Source organism: Hyphomonas sp. L-53-1-40 (genome assembly GCF_000682775.1).
Lineage (GTDB): Bacteria > Pseudomonadota > Alphaproteobacteria > Caulobacterales > Hyphomonadaceae > Hyphomonas.
Map to the genome: position 1 here is coordinate 84884 of NZ_AWFI01000002.1, position 19447 is coordinate 104330.

General features: G+C 57.3%; 16 protein-coding genes and 1 pseudogene. 5 read left to right on the plus strand and 12 right to left on the minus strand.

The features are described 5' to 3' along the window. Positions 1-21: 21 nt before the first annotated feature. From rpmF to L53_RS04465, 3 genes are all read right to left on the minus strand, one after another. Entirely contained in the window at positions 22-207 is a 186-nt protein-coding gene (gene rpmF / locus L53_RS04455) for a 50S ribosomal protein L32 (RefSeq protein ID WP_034812412.1), read from the minus strand. A 128-nt stretch (positions 208-335) separates the two neighbouring features. Beyond that, positions 336-1559, minus strand: coding sequence for a dipeptidase (locus L53_RS04460; RefSeq protein ID WP_034812414.1), 1224 nt, complete (start codon positions 1557-1559; stop codon positions 336-338). Between the two features lie 230 nt (positions 1560-1789). Further along, positions 1790-2884, minus strand: a complete 1095-nt coding sequence (locus L53_RS04465) for a CaiB/BaiF CoA-transferase family protein (protein WP_034812420.1) — start codon at positions 2882-2884, stop codon at positions 1790-1792. 116 nt (positions 2885-3000) lie between these two features. Here L53_RS04465 and L53_RS04470 point away from each other — a divergent pair, with 116 nt between their 5' ends. Beyond that, on the plus strand, positions 3001-4260 hold the full coding sequence (locus L53_RS04470; protein ID WP_034812422.1) for a hypothetical protein: 1260 nt from the start codon (positions 3001-3003) through the stop codon (positions 4258-4260). Here the strand turns inward: L53_RS04470 and mfd are convergent. Together mfd and L53_RS04480 are read right to left on the minus strand one after the other, a co-directional pair. After that, complete coding sequence (mfd, locus tag L53_RS04475; protein WP_034812424.1) at positions 4257-7688, minus strand: transcription-repair coupling factor; 3432 nt, start codon at positions 7686-7688, stop codon at positions 4257-4259. The two genes, L53_RS04470 and mfd, sit on opposite strands and share 4 nt — an antisense overlap. Positions 7689-7728: 40 nt before the next feature. Next, on the minus strand, positions 7729-7989 hold the full coding sequence (locus tag L53_RS04480) for a succinate dehydrogenase assembly factor 2 (protein WP_051607584.1): 261 nt from the start codon (positions 7987-7989) through the stop codon (positions 7729-7731). 97 nt (positions 7990-8086) lie between these two features. Between L53_RS04480 and recG the strand changes: the two genes are divergently transcribed. Next, positions 8087-10159 carry an ATP-dependent DNA helicase RecG gene (gene recG / locus L53_RS04485; RefSeq protein ID WP_034812426.1) on the plus strand — a complete coding sequence of 691 codons (2073 nt, stop codon included), beginning with the start codon at positions 8087-8089 and terminating at the stop codon, positions 10157-10159. Here recG and L53_RS04490 read toward each other — a convergent pair. Continuing rightward, positions 10125-10862, minus strand: a complete 738-nt coding sequence (locus tag L53_RS04490) for a DUF502 domain-containing protein (protein ID WP_051607585.1) — start codon at positions 10860-10862, stop codon at positions 10125-10127. The two genes, recG and L53_RS04490, sit on opposite strands and share 35 nt — an antisense overlap. Positions 10863-10944: 82 nt before the next feature. Between L53_RS04490 and L53_RS04495 the strand changes: the two genes are divergently transcribed. Genes L53_RS04495 through L53_RS04505 form a run of 3 tightly spaced genes read left to right on the plus strand, consistent with a single transcriptional unit; the run spans position 10945 to position 13188 of the window. Continuing rightward, entirely contained in the window at positions 10945-11943 is a 999-nt protein-coding gene (locus tag L53_RS04495) for a phosphotransferase family protein (protein ID WP_084333102.1), read from the plus strand. Between the two features lie 3 nt (positions 11944-11946). Further along, positions 11947-12315, plus strand: coding sequence for a DUF6285 domain-containing protein (locus tag L53_RS04500; RefSeq protein WP_034812429.1), 369 nt, complete (start codon positions 11947-11949; stop codon positions 12313-12315). Between the two features lie 42 nt (positions 12316-12357). After that, complete coding sequence (locus tag L53_RS04505) at positions 12358-13188, plus strand: hypothetical protein (RefSeq protein WP_034812431.1); 831 nt, start codon at positions 12358-12360, stop codon at positions 13186-13188. Here the strand turns inward: L53_RS04505 and maiA are convergent. From maiA to L53_RS04535, 6 genes and pseudogenes are all read right to left on the minus strand, one after another. After that, positions 13185-13823, minus strand: coding sequence for a maleylacetoacetate isomerase (gene maiA, locus L53_RS04510; protein ID WP_051607586.1), 639 nt, complete (start codon positions 13821-13823; stop codon positions 13185-13187). The two genes, L53_RS04505 and maiA, sit on opposite strands and share 4 nt — an antisense overlap. After that, a pseudogene (locus tag L53_RS04515) lies at positions 13823-15122 on the minus strand (N-succinylarginine dihydrolase). Before L53_RS04515 ends, maiA begins: the two are co-directional and overlap by 1 nt. 16 nt (positions 15123-15138) lie before the next feature. Continuing rightward, positions 15139-16593: a succinylglutamate-semialdehyde dehydrogenase gene (astD, locus tag L53_RS04520; RefSeq protein ID WP_034812434.1), complete on the minus strand. Its 1455-nt coding sequence runs from the start codon at positions 16591-16593 to the stop codon at positions 15139-15141. 2 nt (positions 16594-16595) lie between these two features. Continuing rightward, entirely contained in the window at positions 16596-17633 is a 1038-nt protein-coding gene (locus L53_RS04525; protein ID WP_034812437.1) for an arginine N-succinyltransferase, read from the minus strand. A 1-nt stretch (position 17634) separates the two neighbouring features. Further along, positions 17635-18894 carry a hydrolase gene (locus L53_RS04530; protein ID WP_034812441.1) on the minus strand — a complete coding sequence of 420 codons (1260 nt, stop codon included), beginning with the start codon at positions 18892-18894 and terminating at the stop codon, positions 17635-17637. A gap of 111 nt (positions 18895-19005) precedes the next feature. Further along, positions 19006-19447 (minus strand): OmpA family protein (locus L53_RS04535; protein ID WP_034812500.1); only part of this gene is annotated, 442 nt, incomplete at its 5' end.

Consider the following 19447-nt stretch of genomic DNA (forward strand, 5'->3'; position numbering starts at 1 on the left):
AAAAGCGCAACAGCGGGTCGTTTAGATATCGTCACGTGGCTCAAGAACCTGACGCCCACGATACATGCCGGTTTTCAGGTCGATGTGGTGCGGACGGCGCAGTTCACCGGATTCCGCATCTTCGATATATGTGTTCATATCCAGCCGGTCGTGCGAGCGGCGCATGCCGCGGCGCGACTTCGAGATCTTGCTCTTTGGAACTGCCATAACAGGTATCCAGTGGTTTGGCGCGAATTGCGCGTGAATTGGAAAGAGGCCTCATACATAGAGGCCTGTATCTTTGCAAGACTCCAACGTCACCGCTGGTCGAATTTCTTCAGTCCGGCCTGATGAGCCTATTGGGCCTTTGCTGCCTCGGCCTGGCGCATGATTCGAAGCAGGTTTCCGCCCCAGATGTTTTTCAGGTCAGCTTCTGTATAGCCCTCTTCCAGCAGGCGTTCCGTCACCTTTGGCAAGAGAGAGACGTCCTCCATGCCGGCAACGCCGCCGCCGCCATCCCAATCTGCGCCCATACCGACATGTTCCGGTCCAACGATCTCGAGCGCATACAGCATTTGCTCCATGAACACTTCAAACGAGGAAAGCGGCATTGGATAGGCCGAATCGATTTCGCCACGGCGTGCCATGTACTGCTTGCGCTCTTCGTCCGTAAGGTCGAAAGGCGAACGTCCCTCATACGAGGCAGCCAGTTCTTCCAGCGCGGTCGTGCGTTCTGCAGGGGGCTCGAGATTCTCGATATAGGATCCAAGGGCATTCATCTGGATAACGCCGCCGTTTTCCGCGACACGCCGCAACAGATCATCCGGAATGTTCCGGGGATGGTCGTACAGGGCTTTCACGCCGGAATGTGACAGCACGATCGGAGTCGTGGAGATTTCCATGATGTCTTCAACGGCCGAGTCGGCGGCATGCGAGCCATCCACCATCATGCCGAGCCGATTGGCCTCCCGGACCAATTCTTCTCCAAGCGGAGTTAGCCCACCGAGGTCCGTCGCTGACAAATCTGTGGCGCTGTCCGCAAATTGGTTGTCCCGAAAATGCACCGGCCCAACGAGTCGCACACCGCGTTCATAGAAATCCTCAAGCACGGTCAGGTCAGTGCCGAGCGGGTAGCTGTTCTCGATAGATTGGAAGACGATCCGCTTGCCCTCCGCAACGATGCGCTCCGCATCATCAGCCGTGTAAGCCAGTTCGAATTCGTCCGGATGGGCCTCGACCATCGCGATGATCTCGTCTGATCGTGTGAGCGCAGCCTGTTTCGCCGCTGCATATGACGCTTCATCCAAAGGCCCCTGGGGGGTGAAGATCACCCAGAACCCTCCATCGAGCCCCCCGCGCTCCATTTTAGGTAGGTCGACCTGGACTTGCCCCATTCGCGGAGGGTTATCAGTAAGTATATCGAAATCCGGTTTCGAGAAATTGGCCGGCGTGTCGAGATGTGAATCCATCACAAGAACGCGCTCATGGATCTCGCGCGATGTGGTCGATTCTTCCGGTTGGACGTCCGCGCCACAGGCCGCAAGCAGGAGAGCGGGCAAAATACAGGGAAGATGTCTCATGACGCCTCGTTCTTGTTGATGCTTTTCCGGCAAGCGTAAGGGCAATGCCGCCCGGCGCAAGAAAAATGGTCGTCCCGCGGGACGACCAAGTTCAGCAAGAAGGACGTTGAGCAGACCTCCAGACAAATTGCCCAGGACCTGTGCCCAACAAGACATTCACTAGCAGGGTAAACCTGAACGGCTTGCAGTTCGTCCGGTTGTCTCCCATTCATCTATGAGGCGAACTCGGCCTATTGAATTCCCCAATCTTTGAGGATCTCACCAGAATGTTCCCCCAGTCCAGCTGGCCGCCCCTGGATGGCCCCGGGCGTCGCGGAGAATCGCGGTGCGGGCGCAGGCTGAACCACTCCCTCGATCTCCACAAACGTCTGACGGTCCACATTGTGCTTATGGGATGGCGCTTCCGACATGGAGAGGACCGGCGCAAAACAGATGTCCGTCCCTTCCATAATCTCACACCATTCATCGCGCGTTTTGGTCTTGAACACGGCCATGATCTTCTGCTTCAGATCAGGCCACTTTGCGCGGTCCATCTGAGCTTGAAAGTCTGGATCGGTCAGGCCCGCCTTCTCCAGCAGCAGGGCGTAGAATTGTGGCTCGATCGATCCGATCGATACCCATTTGCCGTCGCTGCACTCGTATGTGTCATAGAAATGCGCCCCGCCATCCAGCAGGTTTGCCTCTCTGTCATCAGTCCAGAGACCCATCGCTTTCATTCCGTAGAACATGGTCGCCAGTGACGCCGCACCATCAGACATGGCCACGTCAATGACCTGGCCTTCTCCGCCATTCTTCACATTCACGATGCCAGCCAGCAGGCCCATCGCCAAATAGAGCGCCCCGCCACCATAGTCGCCAACCAGATTGAGCGGCGGACGCGGGCGACCGTCGCCATCGCCCATCGCATGGAGTGCACCCGTGATGGCAATATAGTTGAGGTCATGTCCCGCAGCATGCGACAGCGCGCCGGTCTGTCCCCAACCCGTCATGCGCCCGTAAACCAGCTTCGGATTGCGGGCGAGCACGACATCAGGTCCAAGACCGTTGCGCTCCATGACGCCCGGCCGGAAACCCTCGATTAGCCCATCAGCTTTTTCAATAAGCTTCAGCGCAGTTTCGACATCAGCAGGATCTTTCAGGTTCAGGCTAATGGACCGGCGCCCTCGGCTCATCACATCAGCGGCGCGACCAGGGCGGCCGTCGCCCTTTCGATCGATCCGAATCACATCTGCGCCAAGATCAGACAACAGCATTCCGCAGAAGGGTCCCGGTCCAATACCTGCGAACTCTACGATCCGGACGCCATCCAACGGTCCTTGAGCCATGATATATCCTACCTTTTATTTTTGTCTTACCGGGTCAATTTAGCGGATCATTAAGCCGACGCGGCTCAAAAGGAAGGGGTACCGCAACGTCGCCTGACACAATCCTTACGAGCCATATGAACGACCTCGCATACCTCGACCCACCGATAGAAGTATTGGCTGCAGGTGCGCGTCTGGACATGGTCCTGTCGCGCCTTCGGTCGGGTCGCATGCGCCCGTTCCGGGCAGATCTGCCGATTTCACATTCGTCATCGGAAGCGCTGCTCGTGGATACTCAAAGCCTCGGCAAGGACACGTTGCGTCAGTTTATCAACGACTTTGGCCAATCACTTCGACCGACCCTGATTTTGGGTGATCCCGTCTTTGCGAGCCATTTCGCCAACGCTGTCTTCATCCCACGTGATCGTGACTTGTCCGTCCTGAGGGGGAGACTCGACGCCATCACACGGCGCAGTGCCCGCATGTCGGAATTGCGCTTGCGCCAGCAAACGGCGGCTACTTTCGGAGTGACATTGCCCGAGCCCTCCGTTGAGACGGTGCCGGAGCTCCTCTATCTCGGGGATGGGTCTTCACGCTTTCTTGCATTGCAGGCTGCGCTAGGCGAACGCGGGATTACCATCACGGCCGCCTTCAGCGCGCATACTGCGGCAGACTATGTCAGGCAAAGAACCTTCACAGCCATCCTGATCGATATCACTTCGGAACCTCAAAGTCTGCTTAAGCTCGCCAACTGGGTGACGGCCTCGACGGACCATTTTGAACATACGCCTCTGCTTGGATTGCTCAGTGAAGGCACAGAGCCCACACATACGTTCGAAACGATCATCCGGCACATGTCCTGCGTGTTTGAACCCTGCACGCCCGCCCAAGACCTGGCCGCTCATGTCGACGCCTATGGCCGACGCGGTGGCGGAAAGCCGGTGACTGGCAACAATGACACCTCCATGTCGGCAATTTGCCACGCCGATACCGGTCTCTTTTCCCAGACCTTCTTCGAGACGCACCTTCAGAACCAGATCGACCTTTCAGCGGACCGGGGGGATCCGCTGTCTCTTCTCGTCATCTGCGATCCGCAACATGATCGCCTTGCGCATCGCGAGAAGAAACTCATGGCCAGTATAGTCTTGTCGAATATGCGGGAAACGGACCTGCCTGTGACCATCGACCCGGACACGTTTGCCATCAGCTTGTCCGCAACAGGCTACAAAGGCGCTGTCCATATCTGCGAACGCTTGTTTCGAGAGTTGGACGCGGTTGCACCAGACCTCGCAGCACGTCTTGGCTGGCGCATCACCGAAAAGCGCGCTTATCATGACGCCCGCAGACTGTTGTCTGAAGCTCGGTCAGGCGTCTACCAGAAAGCCAGAACCGCCTAGGCCGGAACCAGGCCAGCCGCAGCCTCAAGCTCTTTCAGGAAGCCACGAATTCCCGACAAACGCTGTTCGGGTGTGCCGCCAAGTCCTGAGTGAACCAATTTGGAGTCCGGCCTGATCCGCAACTGGGATGGTCGACTGCGTACAACGTCTAGCAGACGCGCCGGATCGAGCGCCGTATCTTCGCGGAAGGCAAAGACCGCGCCCTTCTGCCCGGCATCCAGTTTGGAAATACCTAGAACCTTGCACTGCACCTTGATTGCAGTGACTTCGAGCAACTGCCTCGTTTCATCCGGCAACGGACCGAACCGGTCAATCAGTTCAGCGGCGAAAGACTCGCGCTCCGCAGCTGTTGAAATCTCAGACAGGCGTCGATACAGGGACAGCCGGATGTTCAGATCTTCGACATAGCTTTCCGGGATCAGCACGGCTGCGCCTGTATTTATCTGCGGCGACCAGTCATCCGCAAAGTCTTCGTCATCTCTGGCTCCGGCCTTCAGCGCATTGACAGCGTCTTCCAGCATGGACTGGTAGAGTTCCACGCCAACTTCCTTCACATGCCCTGATTGCTGATCACCAAGAAGGTTTCCAGATCCGCGCATGTCCAGGTCATGGCTGGCCAGCTGGAAGCCGGCACCGAGAGAGTCCAGCGACTGCAGGATTTTCAAACGGCGGTCGGCCGTCTCGGTGATCACCTTGTCGCGCGGTGTCGTGAAATAGGCATAGGCGCGTAGCTTCGATCGGCCGACCCGTCCGCGTAATTGATAGAGTTGCGCAAGACCGAACATATCCGCGCGATGGATGATCAATGTGTTGGCACGCGGTATGTCCAGTCCGCTTTCCACAATTGTCGTCGAAAGCAGCACGTCATACTTGCCCTCATAGAAGGCCGTCATGATGTCTTCGAGTTCGCCTGCTGCCATCTGGCCGTGGGCAACAATATATGAAACCTCGGGCACATTGTCGTGCAGGAAGCGCTCAAGCTTGTCGAGATCCTGAATACGCGGTGCCACGAAGAAGGCCTGTCCGCCACGATACTTCTCGCGAAGCAAGGCCTCCCTCAGAGTAACCGTGTCTTCCTCCGTGATGTAGGTCCGCACTGACAGACGGTCGACCGGCGGCGTTGCGATGATCGACAGATCACGAATTCCTGTGAGTGCCATTTGCAACGTACGCGGAATGGGCGTGGCCGACAGCGTCAGGACGTGCACGTCGGCCTTCAACTCCTTGAGTCGTTCCTTGTGCTTTACGCCGAAGCGTTGCTCTTCATCCACCACTAACAGACCGAGGCGCTTGAACTCAATGGTCTTCGTGAGCACTGCATGTGTGCCCACCACCACATCTACGCTGCCATCCGCAATCCCATCGCGCGTTTCCGCAGCCTCTTTCGCACCGACAAGTCGCGACAATTGGCGAACCTTCAATGGCCAACCTGCAAATCGCTCGGCAAACGTCTTGTAGTGCTGACGCGCGAGCAGCGTAGTCGGCGCAATCACCGCGACCTGCTTACCGCTCATCGCTGCAACAAACGCACCGCGCAATGCGACTTCCGTCTTGCCGAAACCGACATCGCCACAAACCAGTCGATCCATAGGCTTGCCGGACGCGAGATCGCCAATGACATCTTCGATCGCATTCAACTGATCGTCGGTCTCTTCATATGGGAATCGTGCCGCGAATTCTTCATAGAGCCCCTGTCCGGCATTGACGGCATCTGCACGTTTCAGCTCACGGGCGGCGGCGATATGCATCAGCTCGGCCGCCATCTCGAGAATGCGCTTCTTGGCTTTGGCCTTCCGCGTTTGCCAGCCTGCCCCACCGAGACGGTCGAGTTGGTTTTCCGAATCTTCCGCTCCGTACCGGCTAATCAGGTCAATATTCTCTACCGGGAGGAATATTGTGTCACCGCCCGCATATTCCAAATGAAGGCAGTCATGCGGCGCGCCGGTAAGGTCCAGCGTCTTGAGGCCTACATAGCGCCCCACCCCATGATCAATATGCACGATCAGGTCGCCAGGATTGAGTGCGGCGGCATCTGATATGAAATTCGCTGTTTTCCGCTTGCGTCGGGGCCCAGCCAGCCTGTCGCCCAGAATGTCGGCTTCCGAGATCAAAGCCACGTCCGGCGTCTCGAACCCTGACTCCAGAGGGATTTCCACAACCGTGAAGTCAGTCTTCTTTGCCGCGTCGAGAGAATGCACCAATGCCAAGCCTGTCAGGCCGTGATCCGCCATGACATTGATCAGGCGATCTGCTGAACCAACCGACCATGCCGCAAACACAACCGGGCGACCGTCAGATTGGAGACGCTTGGCATGAGCAATCGCCGCTTCGAATACATTGATGTCTGCGTGCAGGCGTTCCGGGGCGAAATCACGGCCAGCACGGCCTCCCAAGTCAAATGCTTCGGCGCTGGGTTCGGATGGATAGAAACGTGCGGTGGCTCGCGAAGCGTAAAGCGAATCCGGCGGCAACACTTTCGCCTGTCGCACATCTCCTTCACCCGCCTCCAAACGGGCGGCATGATAGTCTTCAGCTTGCGACAGGCGTTCTGCGGACGCTTCACCGGCGAGATGGCCCATGCCTATAAGCGGGTCTGAGCCCACATAGTCGAATACTGTTTCCAGGTGGTCATGAAACAATGGCAGCCAGCCTTCCACGCCCTGCCGCCGGATGGATGCGCGCGCGGCTTCATAAGCCGGGTCGCCCGAAGGCGGTCCGAACGCGGCCAGGTACTTCTCGCGAAACCGCGCCAGCACATCATCGTCGAACAGGATTTCGCTGACCGGTGCAAAGGCGACGCTTTTCGCATCCCCTGTAGACCGCTGCGTTTCGGTGTCGAAGGTGCGGAGGGTTTCCAATGTGTCGCCGAAAAAGTCGAGACGATACGGTTCAGGAGAGGTCGGCGGGAAAATATCGATGATCCCGCCCCGAATCGCGAACTCCCCATGCTCGCGCACGGTGCTGGATCGCAAATAGCCATTTACGGCAAGATATTCGGTAAGTTCTTTCTGGTTCACGGACTGGCCGAGCGTGACCGCGAATGAAGACCGGCGTAGCACGCTAACAGGAGGCACCCGCTGAACCAGCGACGATGCGGTGGTGACCACCAGGATTGGACCCTGCTCCGGGTCATAGCGAGATAAACGCGCAAGTGCGGCGCATCGGCGAGCGGAGACTCCCGCTGTCGGGCTGACCCGATCATAGGGCAGCGTGTCCCAACTTGGCAGGTCGACCTGCTCCAGACGGGGCTCGGCAAACTGCGCCACCCGCCGCGCTGTGGCCGCTGTCTTGTCATCACGGGCGACATAAACTCCCGCCCCCCCGCGCTTCTGTAATGCGGCACAAAAGGCAATCAGGTCTGCACCAAACGGCGCACCAGAGAGGGCGGCCGGACCGCTGAGGGATTTCAATAGCTCTACAGGAGTCATGGGCACGATGTATTCGATAGAAATGGGGAGAAAGGCTGACTTAACCGCCTTGGGCGGCGTATCGGAATGCGATGAGTTGGTCCAGCACGGGACCGCGATGAGTCTCAGGCACAGGCTTTTGGCCAATCAGCCACGCATAGACCTCCCAATCCGGAACGCCGAGCAGACCCTCGAATTCATCAAGTTCTGATTCACCGAACGAACCAATATGCGCATCTGCGAACGAACCCATGAGAAGGTCCATTTCCCGGAATCCGCGTCGCCAGGCCCTGAATTTGAGTTTTCGGCGACGTGCTTCCATTCTTCGGCTCCTTTGATTTGCCAAACCATATAGAACGCGCAGCTGGAATAAACAGCGGCGATTGTGCAGCGCACCGCGCGCGCATAGTCTGGCTGGGATGCGGGACGAGCGACTCTTTCCTTTATTTGAGGGCCTGGACAGTTTGTCTGGTGTCGGCCCGAAGCTAAAGCCTGTGCTGGAGCGGCTGACAGGTGGCGACAGCATCTGGGACCTGCTGCTTCATCTACCGGAGCGCTGGGTTGATCGCCGGGTGAAAGAATACATAGATGATGCGGTCGTTGGGGAGGTTTCGACCCTTCGCGGCGAAGTACATGCCTACAACGCGCCCTATTCCGACCGATCTCCGCACAAGATCGTTTTGTTTGATGGCACAGGATTCCTGACACTTGCCTTTTTCCGGGCCGACGGCAGATGGCTGCAGGGCCAATTCCCAATCGGCAAGGAACGTGTCGTGTCTGGAATGGTGGAGGAGTTCAATGGCGAGCGCCAGATGACCCATCCCGATCATATTGTTGATCCCGCCAAAGGCCCAATGCCGCCTGCTGTCGAACCGATCTATGGTCTTACAGCGGGTCTGACAAACAAACGCGTCCACAACTTCGCCGTTCAGGCACTGGACCATGTTGCCGACGATCTACCGGAATGGGCGGATTCCGATTTGGTCAAGGCGCGAGGCTGGCTGAGCTTCAAGGCGGCCCTGAGCTGCCTTCATGCGCCGATAGAATATGATCCTGAACTGTTTGAAAAGGCGCGCGAGCGATTGGCATATGATGAAGCGCTTGCGCGTGAATCAGCATTTGCGTTGGCTCGCGCGAGCCGCACCAAACGGGCGGCGCCCGCTGTCCCGATAAATGCCGGGTCACATCAGGCACTCTTGCGCGCGCTCCCCTACAAGCCGACCGGCTCCCAGACACGTGCATTCGAACAGATTGCCGCCGACATGTCATCCACCTCCCCGATGCGCAGGATGCTTCAGGGTGATGTTGGCGCTGGTAAAACGCTGGTCAGTGCCATGGCTGCCGTTCAGGCAGCGAGCGCGGGTTTCCAGACGGCTTTCATGTCTCCCACGGAAGTCTTGGCCCGTCAGCAATATGAAACCATGGATCGACTTCTGTCACCGCTAGGTTACACCGTCGCCGCGTTGACGGGGCGAGACAAGGCATCGACGCGCGAAAGCATATTGATGGGACTGGCCGACGGGAGCATCCACGTCGTTTCTGGCACCCAAGCCCTCTTCCAGCAGTCCGTCGCATTCCGCAATCTGGGTCTGGTCATCGTCGACGAACAGCACCGCTTTGGCGTGGCTGACCGCATGCGCCTCGCCGGAAAGGCCCTCAGTCCGCACATGCTTGTCATGAGCGCAACCCCCATACCCCGTACCTTGGCACAGGCGGTTCACGGCGATCTCGACGTTTCGATATTGGATGAAAAACCACCCGGCCGCGTCCCCGTTGAAACCCGCGCCATCCCAGACACACGTATAGACGAAGTCGTGGATGCTGTGAGCCGCGCGATACGTCGGGGCGAGCGCGCGTTCTGGGTATGCCCCAAAGTTGATGTCGACGACGATGACTCCACCGCCGTTGGACGTCATGCGGCACTGACCCACCAATTGAACATTCCTGTCGGTCTCGTGCACGGTCGCATGAAGCCTACAGACAAAGATGCCGCACTGGAAGATTTCCGCGCAGGACGCACCAAGCTACTGGTCGCAACAACCGTGATCGAGGTGGGTGTTGATGTACCAGAAGCCACGATCATGGTGATCGAGCGCGCAGAGGGATTTGGCCTCGCCCAACTCCACCAGTTGCGAGGTCGCGTCGGACGCGGTGACCGCCCCTCCTACTGCTTGCTGCTCTACAGGCCACCTTTGGGCGAAACGGCTCATGAGCGTCTCGACACGCTCCGCCGAACAGAGGACGGCTTTGAGATTGCCGAAGCGGATTTCAAGCTTCGGGGACCTGGCGATATGCTGGGCTTGAAACAGGCTGGGGTCACAGATTATCGCGTGCTCGATCTTGCTCGGCACGCCCCGCTGCTCGAGATTGCGAAGAAGGACGCCGAAGCCATCGTAAGTCGCGATCCCCAGCTTTCTGGTGAACGGGGCCAGGCACTTCGGCTCGTTCGGGAACTCCTTACGCCCCGGATTCAGGCTCCGGCGACGGAGTAGATTGAGTCGATGGTACATCGCCCTCTTTGATCGGCAGATGCTCGGGAACCACCAGACCGGCCGAAAGGATCATTTTAGCGCCCTCCTCAACCGTCATGTCGAGGCGTACGACTTCGCTCGATTCCACATACATCAAGAAGCCCGACGTGGGATTCGGAGTCGTCGGCACGAATACTCCAATAAATGCGGGCCCAAGAACCGTTTTCAGCTCGCCCTTCGCAGGGCTCGACACGAACCCAAGACACCAGGTGCCCTTCTTCGGGTACTCGATCAGAACACACTCGCTGAACTGTTCGGTATTGTTACTCGCAAAGACTTCAACCAGTTGCTTGAACGCCGAATAGACCGAACGGACGAAGGGAACACGGGTCAGAATGCGATCAGCCAGACTGATGACGGAACGACCGATGAGATTCGTCGCGATCCCGCCGAGCACAGTGAGAAACACGACGAGCACGATCAGCCCGAAACCGGGCACTGCGTAGTTGAGATAGGTTTCAGGCTTCAATGCCGCTGGCAGCAGAGGCACGACGCGCTTGTCGATTTCACTGATCAAGAATTGCAGGATCAGGAACGTCACAACCACCGGCAAGGCGATGAACATGCCCGCGAAGAAGCGTCCCCTGAGCCAGCCGAACAGGCTGACTCGTGGTGGCGGCTCTGTAGGAAGAAGTCCGTAATCTCTCTTTTTCGACTTCGGCATCAATAGTTTCCTTCGGCGTCCGGTCAGGGGTGACTTGGCGTTACGCCTTGGCGGGATGGCTGTTCCGCGCAATTGTGACAAGATGGGTAGCCAAGATCAGATTCTAAAGGGTTTACAGGCATGGGCCGGGCAATTTTACGGCGCTGACGCGACCGTTGAACGGCTGGTTCGCCTGTCAGGGGGTGCCAGTCAAGAGACCTGGAGCTTGGATGTTGAGCAAGGCGGCAAAGTTGTCGACCTGATTTTACGCCGCGTACCGGGCGGTGTCAGCGTTGCCCGCAATTCTGAAGCCATCGGCTTGGGCACTGAGGCGAAATTACTCTCCTGCGCAGAGAAAGAAGTTCCTGCTCCGAAAGTGGTTCAGATATTCGAGCCCGATAGCGACATTGGCGAAGCATTCCTGATGAACCGTATTCCGGGACAGACCATCGCCCGCAAAATTCTGCGAGATGATATCTACTCGGCTGCTCGCGGTAGACTGACAGAGCAGTGTGGCCAAGCACTCGCCGCCATTCACCAAATCCCTGCGGAAGCCTTGCCGGATTTGCCCAGGAGCGGTGGCCTGGACCAACTTGCGAAATACGAAACCATTTATCGCGACTTCAACCTTCCGCGCCCGGTATTCGAGCTTGCCATTGCCTGGCTGAAATCGAATCAACCGGATGAGGTTCCCCAAGTTCTCGTCCACGGTGATTATCGCCTCGGAAATCTGATCGTCGATGAGACGGGACTCGCCGCCGTACTGGACTGGGAACTGGCTCATCTTGGTGATCCCCGCGAGGATATCGCCTGGCTCTGCGTCAATTCATGGCGGTTCGGATATTCCGAAAATCGCGTTGGCGGTTTTGGAAATCTGGATGAGCTGTTGGAGACCTACAAGACCGCGGGCGGGCGTACTTTTTCCACCAATGAGATCGACTGGTGGGAAATCCTCGGAAGCCTGAAATGGGGCATCATGTGCATGATCATGTACGAGGCCTTCCGCTCCGGCGCGGATCCGAGCGTGGAACGTGCGGCCATTGGACGACGCGTGTCCGAAACCGAAATCGACTTGATCAATCTTCTCGAAAAAAGGGCCTGATTCATGCACGACGCGCCTTCCCAGAAAGAGATGATCACTGCGGTGAAAGCCTTCATCGATGAAACTGCCATGCCATCCTTGAAGGGGCATGCCGCCTTTCACGCGCGGGTCGCCTCGAATGTTCTCGCGACCGTTCTCAGGGAATTGGATATCCGGCCAGACGCTGAAGCAGCCGAACGGCAAAGACTTGCGGCCTTACTCAATGCAGACGCCACCGCAACCGCTCGCGACCTGAATGAGCAGCTTTGCACCCTGCTGCAACGCGGCGACATGGACCTGACCACACCTGGTTTGTTGGAACACCTCAAAACCACCACAATTGACCAGTTGTCTGTCGATCAACCGGCCTATTCTGGCCTGCAGACCGACTGATCTGTTTTACACACAGAGCAAACATCATATCAGGAATAGCAGATGAAACGTTTCACTGTATTGATCGCAATTGCGGCAGTGCTGGCTATTGGCGCTGGCCCTTGGGCTTGGAACACCTTCGTCTCGCCGCGCCCTCAACTTGAACTGGATCCTCTGAAATACGCAGAAGATTCAAGTTGGTCTGCCCTCCCGGTGGAGGAAACGGCCCCTGTCTGGGTGGATGGTTGGGGCGTCGACGTGTTCCTCATCAGTGAAGATTCGGCCCTCAAGGGCACCACGCAATCGGAATTGCAGAAGCGTGAACTGAGAGGGCGTCGTCAGGCCCAGTCACTGAAAGACCCCCTCGGATTGATTGGTGAGGTCTATGCCCCCCTCTATCGCGACAATGCGACCCATGATGACCTGACCCGCGCTTTTGAGTCCTATCTCCGACGCGACAATCGTGGTCGTGCCTTGGTCATTGCTCATGACCGCCCATTGCCGGAATCTATCCTTGCTCGCCTTGAACAAGACGCGTCCCTGCGGGAACGCTTCGGCGGCTTTCTGTCCATTTCAGACACCAAGGATGGCATTCCCCCGTTGGCTGCGTCAGGCGAGCCGGCAGCTGTCGATGAACCGCTTCCCTATTGCAGCGATCGCCTGAACGATGCGGCGAGCTGCCAGATTGTCGTGCCGGCGCACAAGGAAAAGGGTCTCTGGATTCTGACAAGCGAAGACACACCCGGCGGTGACCTCATTGCGTCATTCCCTGCATGGCTCGACGAGAATGTCGGCAAGATGGCAGAGCCGCTCGGGGACTTCGAGGAGGTCGAGATTGTAGATATTCGCCGTCCCGGCGAGACCGATGATGAACGCGAAGGTGAAGAAAACTAGGCGTCAGGCTTTACAGGAACAGCCTTTTTGAAGGCGGGTAATGCCAGACACGTCTCCGCCATTGCCGTCAGGGTCGGATAGGCTGACAAATCCATGTCGTGCCGCTGGGCGTTGTAAATCTGCGGGATGAGCGTGATTTCCGCAAGTCCCGGAGTTTCGGCGAAGAGATACGCTTTCGGCGTCCGCTTTGCGACCTGCAGTTCCAGCGCATCGAAGCCGCGCCTGATCCAGTCATGATACCAGGCGCGTACACCCGCATCATCGGCGCCATAGTTCGTGCGTAACTCCTTTAGCACGGACAGATTGTTCAATGGGTGGATGTCGCAAGCAATCGTATCGGCAAATGCACGGGCCTCGAGACGCTTGATCGGATCGCTCGGCAGAAGGGATGGTCCCGGTAATGCTTCTTCGATCCACTCCAGTATTGCCATGGACTGGCCGATGATTTGCCCGTTGATCTCAATGGCCGGCACGCGCATTTGCGGGTTCACACCACGATAAGCGTCGTCAAACTGCTCATCTGCACCCGGAGCGATATTGACTTGAATGGTTTCAAATGTGGCGCCCTTCAGATTAAGCGCAATTCGCAGCCGATAGGACGCCGAAGACCGCCAATACTCATAAACTCGGATCACTAGCAGAGACCCTCCAGGTCGAGTACATCCAACAAGGCCTCCCGGGCTTCTCGACTCTCACCTGCGAACAAGGGATCGGCCAGATCCGCAGGGGCCAAACGGTCCCGGTAAGTTCGTCGGACAACCTCCTGCAATTCGTCGATGGTTTCCTCATCCATCAACACGCCCTGGTGACAGGCATCGATCTCATCATCGGTCATGACAACCCGAAGCCTGAGACAGGCTGGACCGCACGTCGGCGTAGATAACCTTCCCGATTGGTCCATTGCTTTCGACAAGGCGTTCGCAATAGGCGCGCGTCGATTCAGTATTTTCCGTTTCTGTAGGCGCGACCAGCACGAGGCGATCTTCTTCGGGCATCTTCAAGAGCTGAGAATTGAATAGATAGGCGCGAATGGCGTCCTCAATGGGTACTTCTGCAAGTGGAACCATCACGGGCTTGAAGTCAAACAGGCCGGAAGACGCGCGTCGAATAGCATCCAGCACGCCATTTCTGTCCTCGAATGCAAGTTCATGGAAGAACAGTGTATCCAACGCACCGACCGATACGACATCATTGTGGAACGCTCCGGCGTCGATTGCCGCACGGGACTGCCGAATGAAGACACAACGATTGGACTGGAGCCCGTGCCCACGGGCGACCGATTCACTCGCCAACTTTGACTGACGCGATGGGAACCCGATCGTACTTTCACCTGCTTCGCGGCCATAGACGAAAAGTTCTACCCCCTCTTCCCCATGAGACGAACATAGGCGGACATGGTTGGCTGCGCCTTCATCCGAAAAATCTGGATGCATGGGAAGCGCACCATGGACCGCAAACTTCTCATCATTTGAAAAGATCGAGATCAGACTCGCGGTCGTGTCCGGATGTTCCTGCGCGCGGTGCAGCATGGTCGACAAGTTCGCCGTCGTCAGATGCAATCGGCCGTCTCTCGTATCTGCTGAAGGCGAGACAGTTGCGGCATTGGCGGTCCACATGCTCGAGGCTGAATACGCTGCCTTCAGCAGTCCGGGCGCCGTTTTCGCAGCCGCTTCAATGATCTGAGCATCCGTTCCTCCGAAGCCCGCCGAGACGAGAAGATCAAAGTTCGGCCGTGGCAGAGGCGGAAGCACACCCTGAACAAGACCGTGTGCGATCAGCATCCGCATCTTTTCCAGACCCTGCAAGGCGGCCTCTCGCGGATTGGCTATATCCCCCGCATTCGCCGCGCTCGCAAGATTTCCGTCAGACAGACCTCCGTAATTATGACTGGGTCCGATCAGTCCGTCGAAGTTTACTTCGTGCGCCACGCTCACAATCCTTCGTTCTGTTCTACTTTGGGAAACCTTGCGCGGTCATCCGCGTGGCAGTCTGAGATACCTGGCTGGCTTGTGGCCAGGCACTGTAATCTGCAGCATAGTAGGCACCTGGACGGAAGTTTCCTGAGAGACCGGGCCCACCAAAAGGCATCGCGCCGCTGGCACCGGCAGTCGGGCGATTCCGATTGAGTATACCTGCCCGCATTTCCGAATGCGCCTGGATCCACAGCGCATCATCGTCGCTGATTAATCCGCCTGACAGGCCGTAGCGTGTTGCATTTGCACGTTCCAGAGCACTATTGAAGTCGGGTACACGAATAATCTGCATCAATGGACCAAACAATTCTTCATCCGGGATGTCCGTGGCATTCGTGACGTCAATCACACCTGCAGTCACAAAACCGCCGCCCCGATCCATCCGTTTCAGGCGGCGCAGACTTTTCCCGCCTTTCTTGGACAGCATCATCTGGAATTCGACTGCGTTTGTGGCGGCTTGCTCGGAAACCAGCGGCCCCATGAAGATATCGTCTTCATCCCACGCGCCGATTTTTAATCCTTTTGCGCGGGCTACAATGGCCTCAATCACAGCGTCCCCGAACGCCCCTTCCGGCAAGATCACCCGGCGCGCACAGGAACACCGCTGTCCAGTCGTAAGAAAAGCAGACTGAGCCGCGATGTCAGCGGCGGCGTCCACGTCTGCGGGGTCCCATATGATCAAGGGATTATTCCCACCCATCTCAAGCGCAAGAATGACTTCAGGGCGACCCGCAAAATGTTTGTGAAAGAACACGCCCGTATTGGCAGAACCCGTAAACAACAATCCGTCGATATCAGCGTTCAACAACGCTCCGCCCGTCTCACGATCACCCTGAACTATGTTTAGTACGCCAGCGGGCAGTCCTGCCGCAGCAAATGCATCCGCCATGATCGCAGCGACGCTGGGAGCAAGTTCGGAAGGTTTGAATACGCAAGTGTTGCCGGCCAAAAGCGCGGGCACAATATGTCCATTCGGTAAATGTCCGGGAAAATTGAATGGACCGTATACTGCCATAACCCCGTGCGCACGGTGAGTCAGGTGCATGGAACCAAATGCAGCTTCCTGGACCTTCCCGCCTGCGCGCTCCACTTGAGCTGCGATCGAAACAGCTACCTTGGCTTTCATGGTCGCTGCTTCACCCCGTGATTCCCAGAGGGCCTTGCCCATATCCCTGCTGATGGCCTCGGCAATTGCATCAGTGCGCGCGCCGATCTCATCCGCATATGCCTCGAGGATTGCTGTGCGCTCGCTTTGCGGCATTCTAGACCATCCTTGAAAAGCGCGACGTGCGCTTTCTACGGCATCATTTACCTCACCGGTCGTCGCGGAAGCGCCTTCCCAAACCACATCACCCGTTGCTGGACAGTGATTCTGGACAGCATCTCCGCTTCCACTCCTCCAGCTCCCGTCAATCCAGACGGCGTCGTTCATCACTAACTCCTCACCCAGATTCGGGTTCTTGCTCCAGGCTTGATCTGAAGCTTTTCAAAAGTGTCTGCAGTCGTGACCGCAGTCTGATCGTCGCGCATTGCAATGGCAGCCTGGCACACGCGAAAGTCGGGCAACTCGTCGGTCGAAACCAGTCCTTGCTTGAATTCTGGTGCCCCTGCATCATTTGACACCTCCAGACGCACCTCCTGGCTCTCACGTATCGTCCGCAAGTGTCGCTTCTGCGTGGCGACCAATGGTCCACCATCAAATATGTCTACGGTGCGGTCGAATTCGAAGCCTTCCCACTGCAAGAGCTTGTACGCACCTACGCCTTCAGAATGGCACCGCCCAATTACCTCACGTGCCTCTGGCGGCAACAGGTCCACGTAAATTGGGTACTTCGGCATCAAGTCACAGATAAACTGATTGTCCGTGGTCGCAGACAAGCGGTCGGCTTCATCAAAGTCCATACGAAAGAAATGACGACCAAGGCACTCCCAGAAAGGCGAAACACCATTCGGATCAATCACGCCGCGGAGTTCCGCGAGCACATTGGTCCCGAAACGCGTGGGGTCGGTTGCCATCAACAAATAGCGTGATTGCGCAGCAAGACGACCTGCCCCACCCCCGCGATGGTTTGCTTTCAGGAACAGTGTGCCAACTTCCGTATACCCAACATATTCATTTGTCAGCACCAGCGCATCCATATCGAACCGCATGTTGCCAGCGGCTTGGCTGGCCTGAGACAGTGTGATGATCCGATAGTTGAAAAAAGGCTGGTCAATTCCTGTCCCGGCTTTCACGGCTGAACATCCAACCACCTCACCCGTGCCGGCATCCTCCATCATCAGGAGGTACTTTCCGTACTCGATCCGATCCAGACGCCCCGCAAACGCCTTCTCGGACTTTGAGAGTCTCTTTTTCAGAATACTCTCGTCGACTGGTAGGCTGGTAAACCCTGGGCCTGACAGTTCAGCGAGTTCCATCAGAGCTGGCAGATCGTCCAGCTTCGACGGGCGCATGACATAGGGTGTAGACATTTTACTGACCCATGAGTGATTTGATCCGCCGTGCATCCAGGCGACCATCTGCGAGTCGATTTAACAAAAGCGCTGAAAGCGTCGCCCGCTCAGCAAAACTATCCGTCACGACATATTCTTCATTGGAATGAATGCGGCCACCGCGAACGCCCAGAGTATCGACATTCGGGACACCTGCAGCAAAGATATTGTTGCCTTCGCACACGCCGCCCGTGTCCACAAATTCCAATTCGAGGCCGATTGCCTGCCCGGTCGCATGTACCGCATCGAACAGAGCCTGCTGCGCGGCATTTCTGGGTTTTGGAGGACGGTAAAAGCCCCCGTGAAGATGACCGCTGATGCCATCGCGCGCGATCGCACGTTCAAACAGCCTGCGGACTTCAGACGTCGCCCACTCAGCACTCTCTGCATCCGGCGCGCGCGCGCCAAACCGAACGACTGCGAGATTCGGCACGATGTTGACGGCGGACCCACCGTCGATTGAGCCGACATTCAGGGTAACACCATCGCGGCTGCCATTCATCGCTTCCAGTCCGAGGACCAGTTCGGCGGCCGCCTCTATCGCACTGCGCCCCTCTTCTTTCGCTCGGCCAGCATGCGCCGCTTTGCCGTGCAGCACGACGTCGAAAACAGCCGAGCCTTTGCGGCCACCCGACATGGCACCGGTCTCCATTGCTGGTTCATACGTCATACCGATCATCGCACCGGACTTGGCAGCACGGGTCAAATATTCGGCACTCGCAAAATTCCCGATTTCTTCATCCGGCGTGAGGACGATTTTATATCCCAGCCGGTCTCGCAAAGCTCCTGCTTCAAACGCTTTCAGCGCTTCCAACATCACGCACAGGCCACCCTTCATGTCGGCCATGCCGGGGCCGTTAAGGCGCCCGTCCCCCAAATCGGTCACACCCTCGAAAGTGCCTTCCGGAAACACCGTATCATAATGCCCGGACATAATGACCTGTATGTCAGCCTCTGGCCGAGCCGTGACTTCGATGACAGGTCCTGTCAGTTGAATTTCAGTCTTGCCGCTAGCGGCAACGGCTTCGAAACCCTCCGTTTCGATGACATCGATGTCGGTCTGCAGCTCTGAGAATGCTCCGGCAAGAACAGGCGCAAAGCTTTTAAGGCCCACTGTATTCCAGCTACCCGTGTTGATGTCAGACCAGCTACAGGTGCGCTGCACCATGTCGTTGCTCGCGCTATTGAGACGCTCGCGCGCGGCTTCATCTTCGCGGCTGAGTGATTGCAATGTATCCATGGTCTCTTGGTTTCACAGGAAACTAGACCGGGCAAGTGGGATCAGCACGGCCCCATACAAAAACGGCCCGGCAGATATCTGCCGGGCCGCTCGATGAAAGTGCTTCAGTGACTACTGAACAGTGATCACAACTTCCGAACGACGGTTCAGAGGCTCCCCCCCACCATCGCGAGTCGCTTTTGCGAGATCTGTTTCGCCCTTGGCTTCTTCGGTGATGATCGACGAATCGATACCACGGGAAGCGAGCGCACTTGCCACGATGTCAGCACGGCGCTGGGACAGGCGCTGGTTGTATGCGCTTGCACCGGACGTATCCGTGTGACCTGCGATCGAAACAGTGTTCGGTGCACAACCGGCTTCGCCATTAATGTTAGCGACCGCTTGGTCGATAACGGCAGCCGCCTGGCTCGTCAGATCCGCACGATCCCACTCGAAATACACCACGAATTCCTGGTTGAGGCTGGAGCACACAACTTCAGGGGCATCCGTCGTCGTCGTCGGTGGTGGCGGCGGTGGCGGAGGCGGTGGTGGAGGTGGTGGTGGTGGAGGTGGT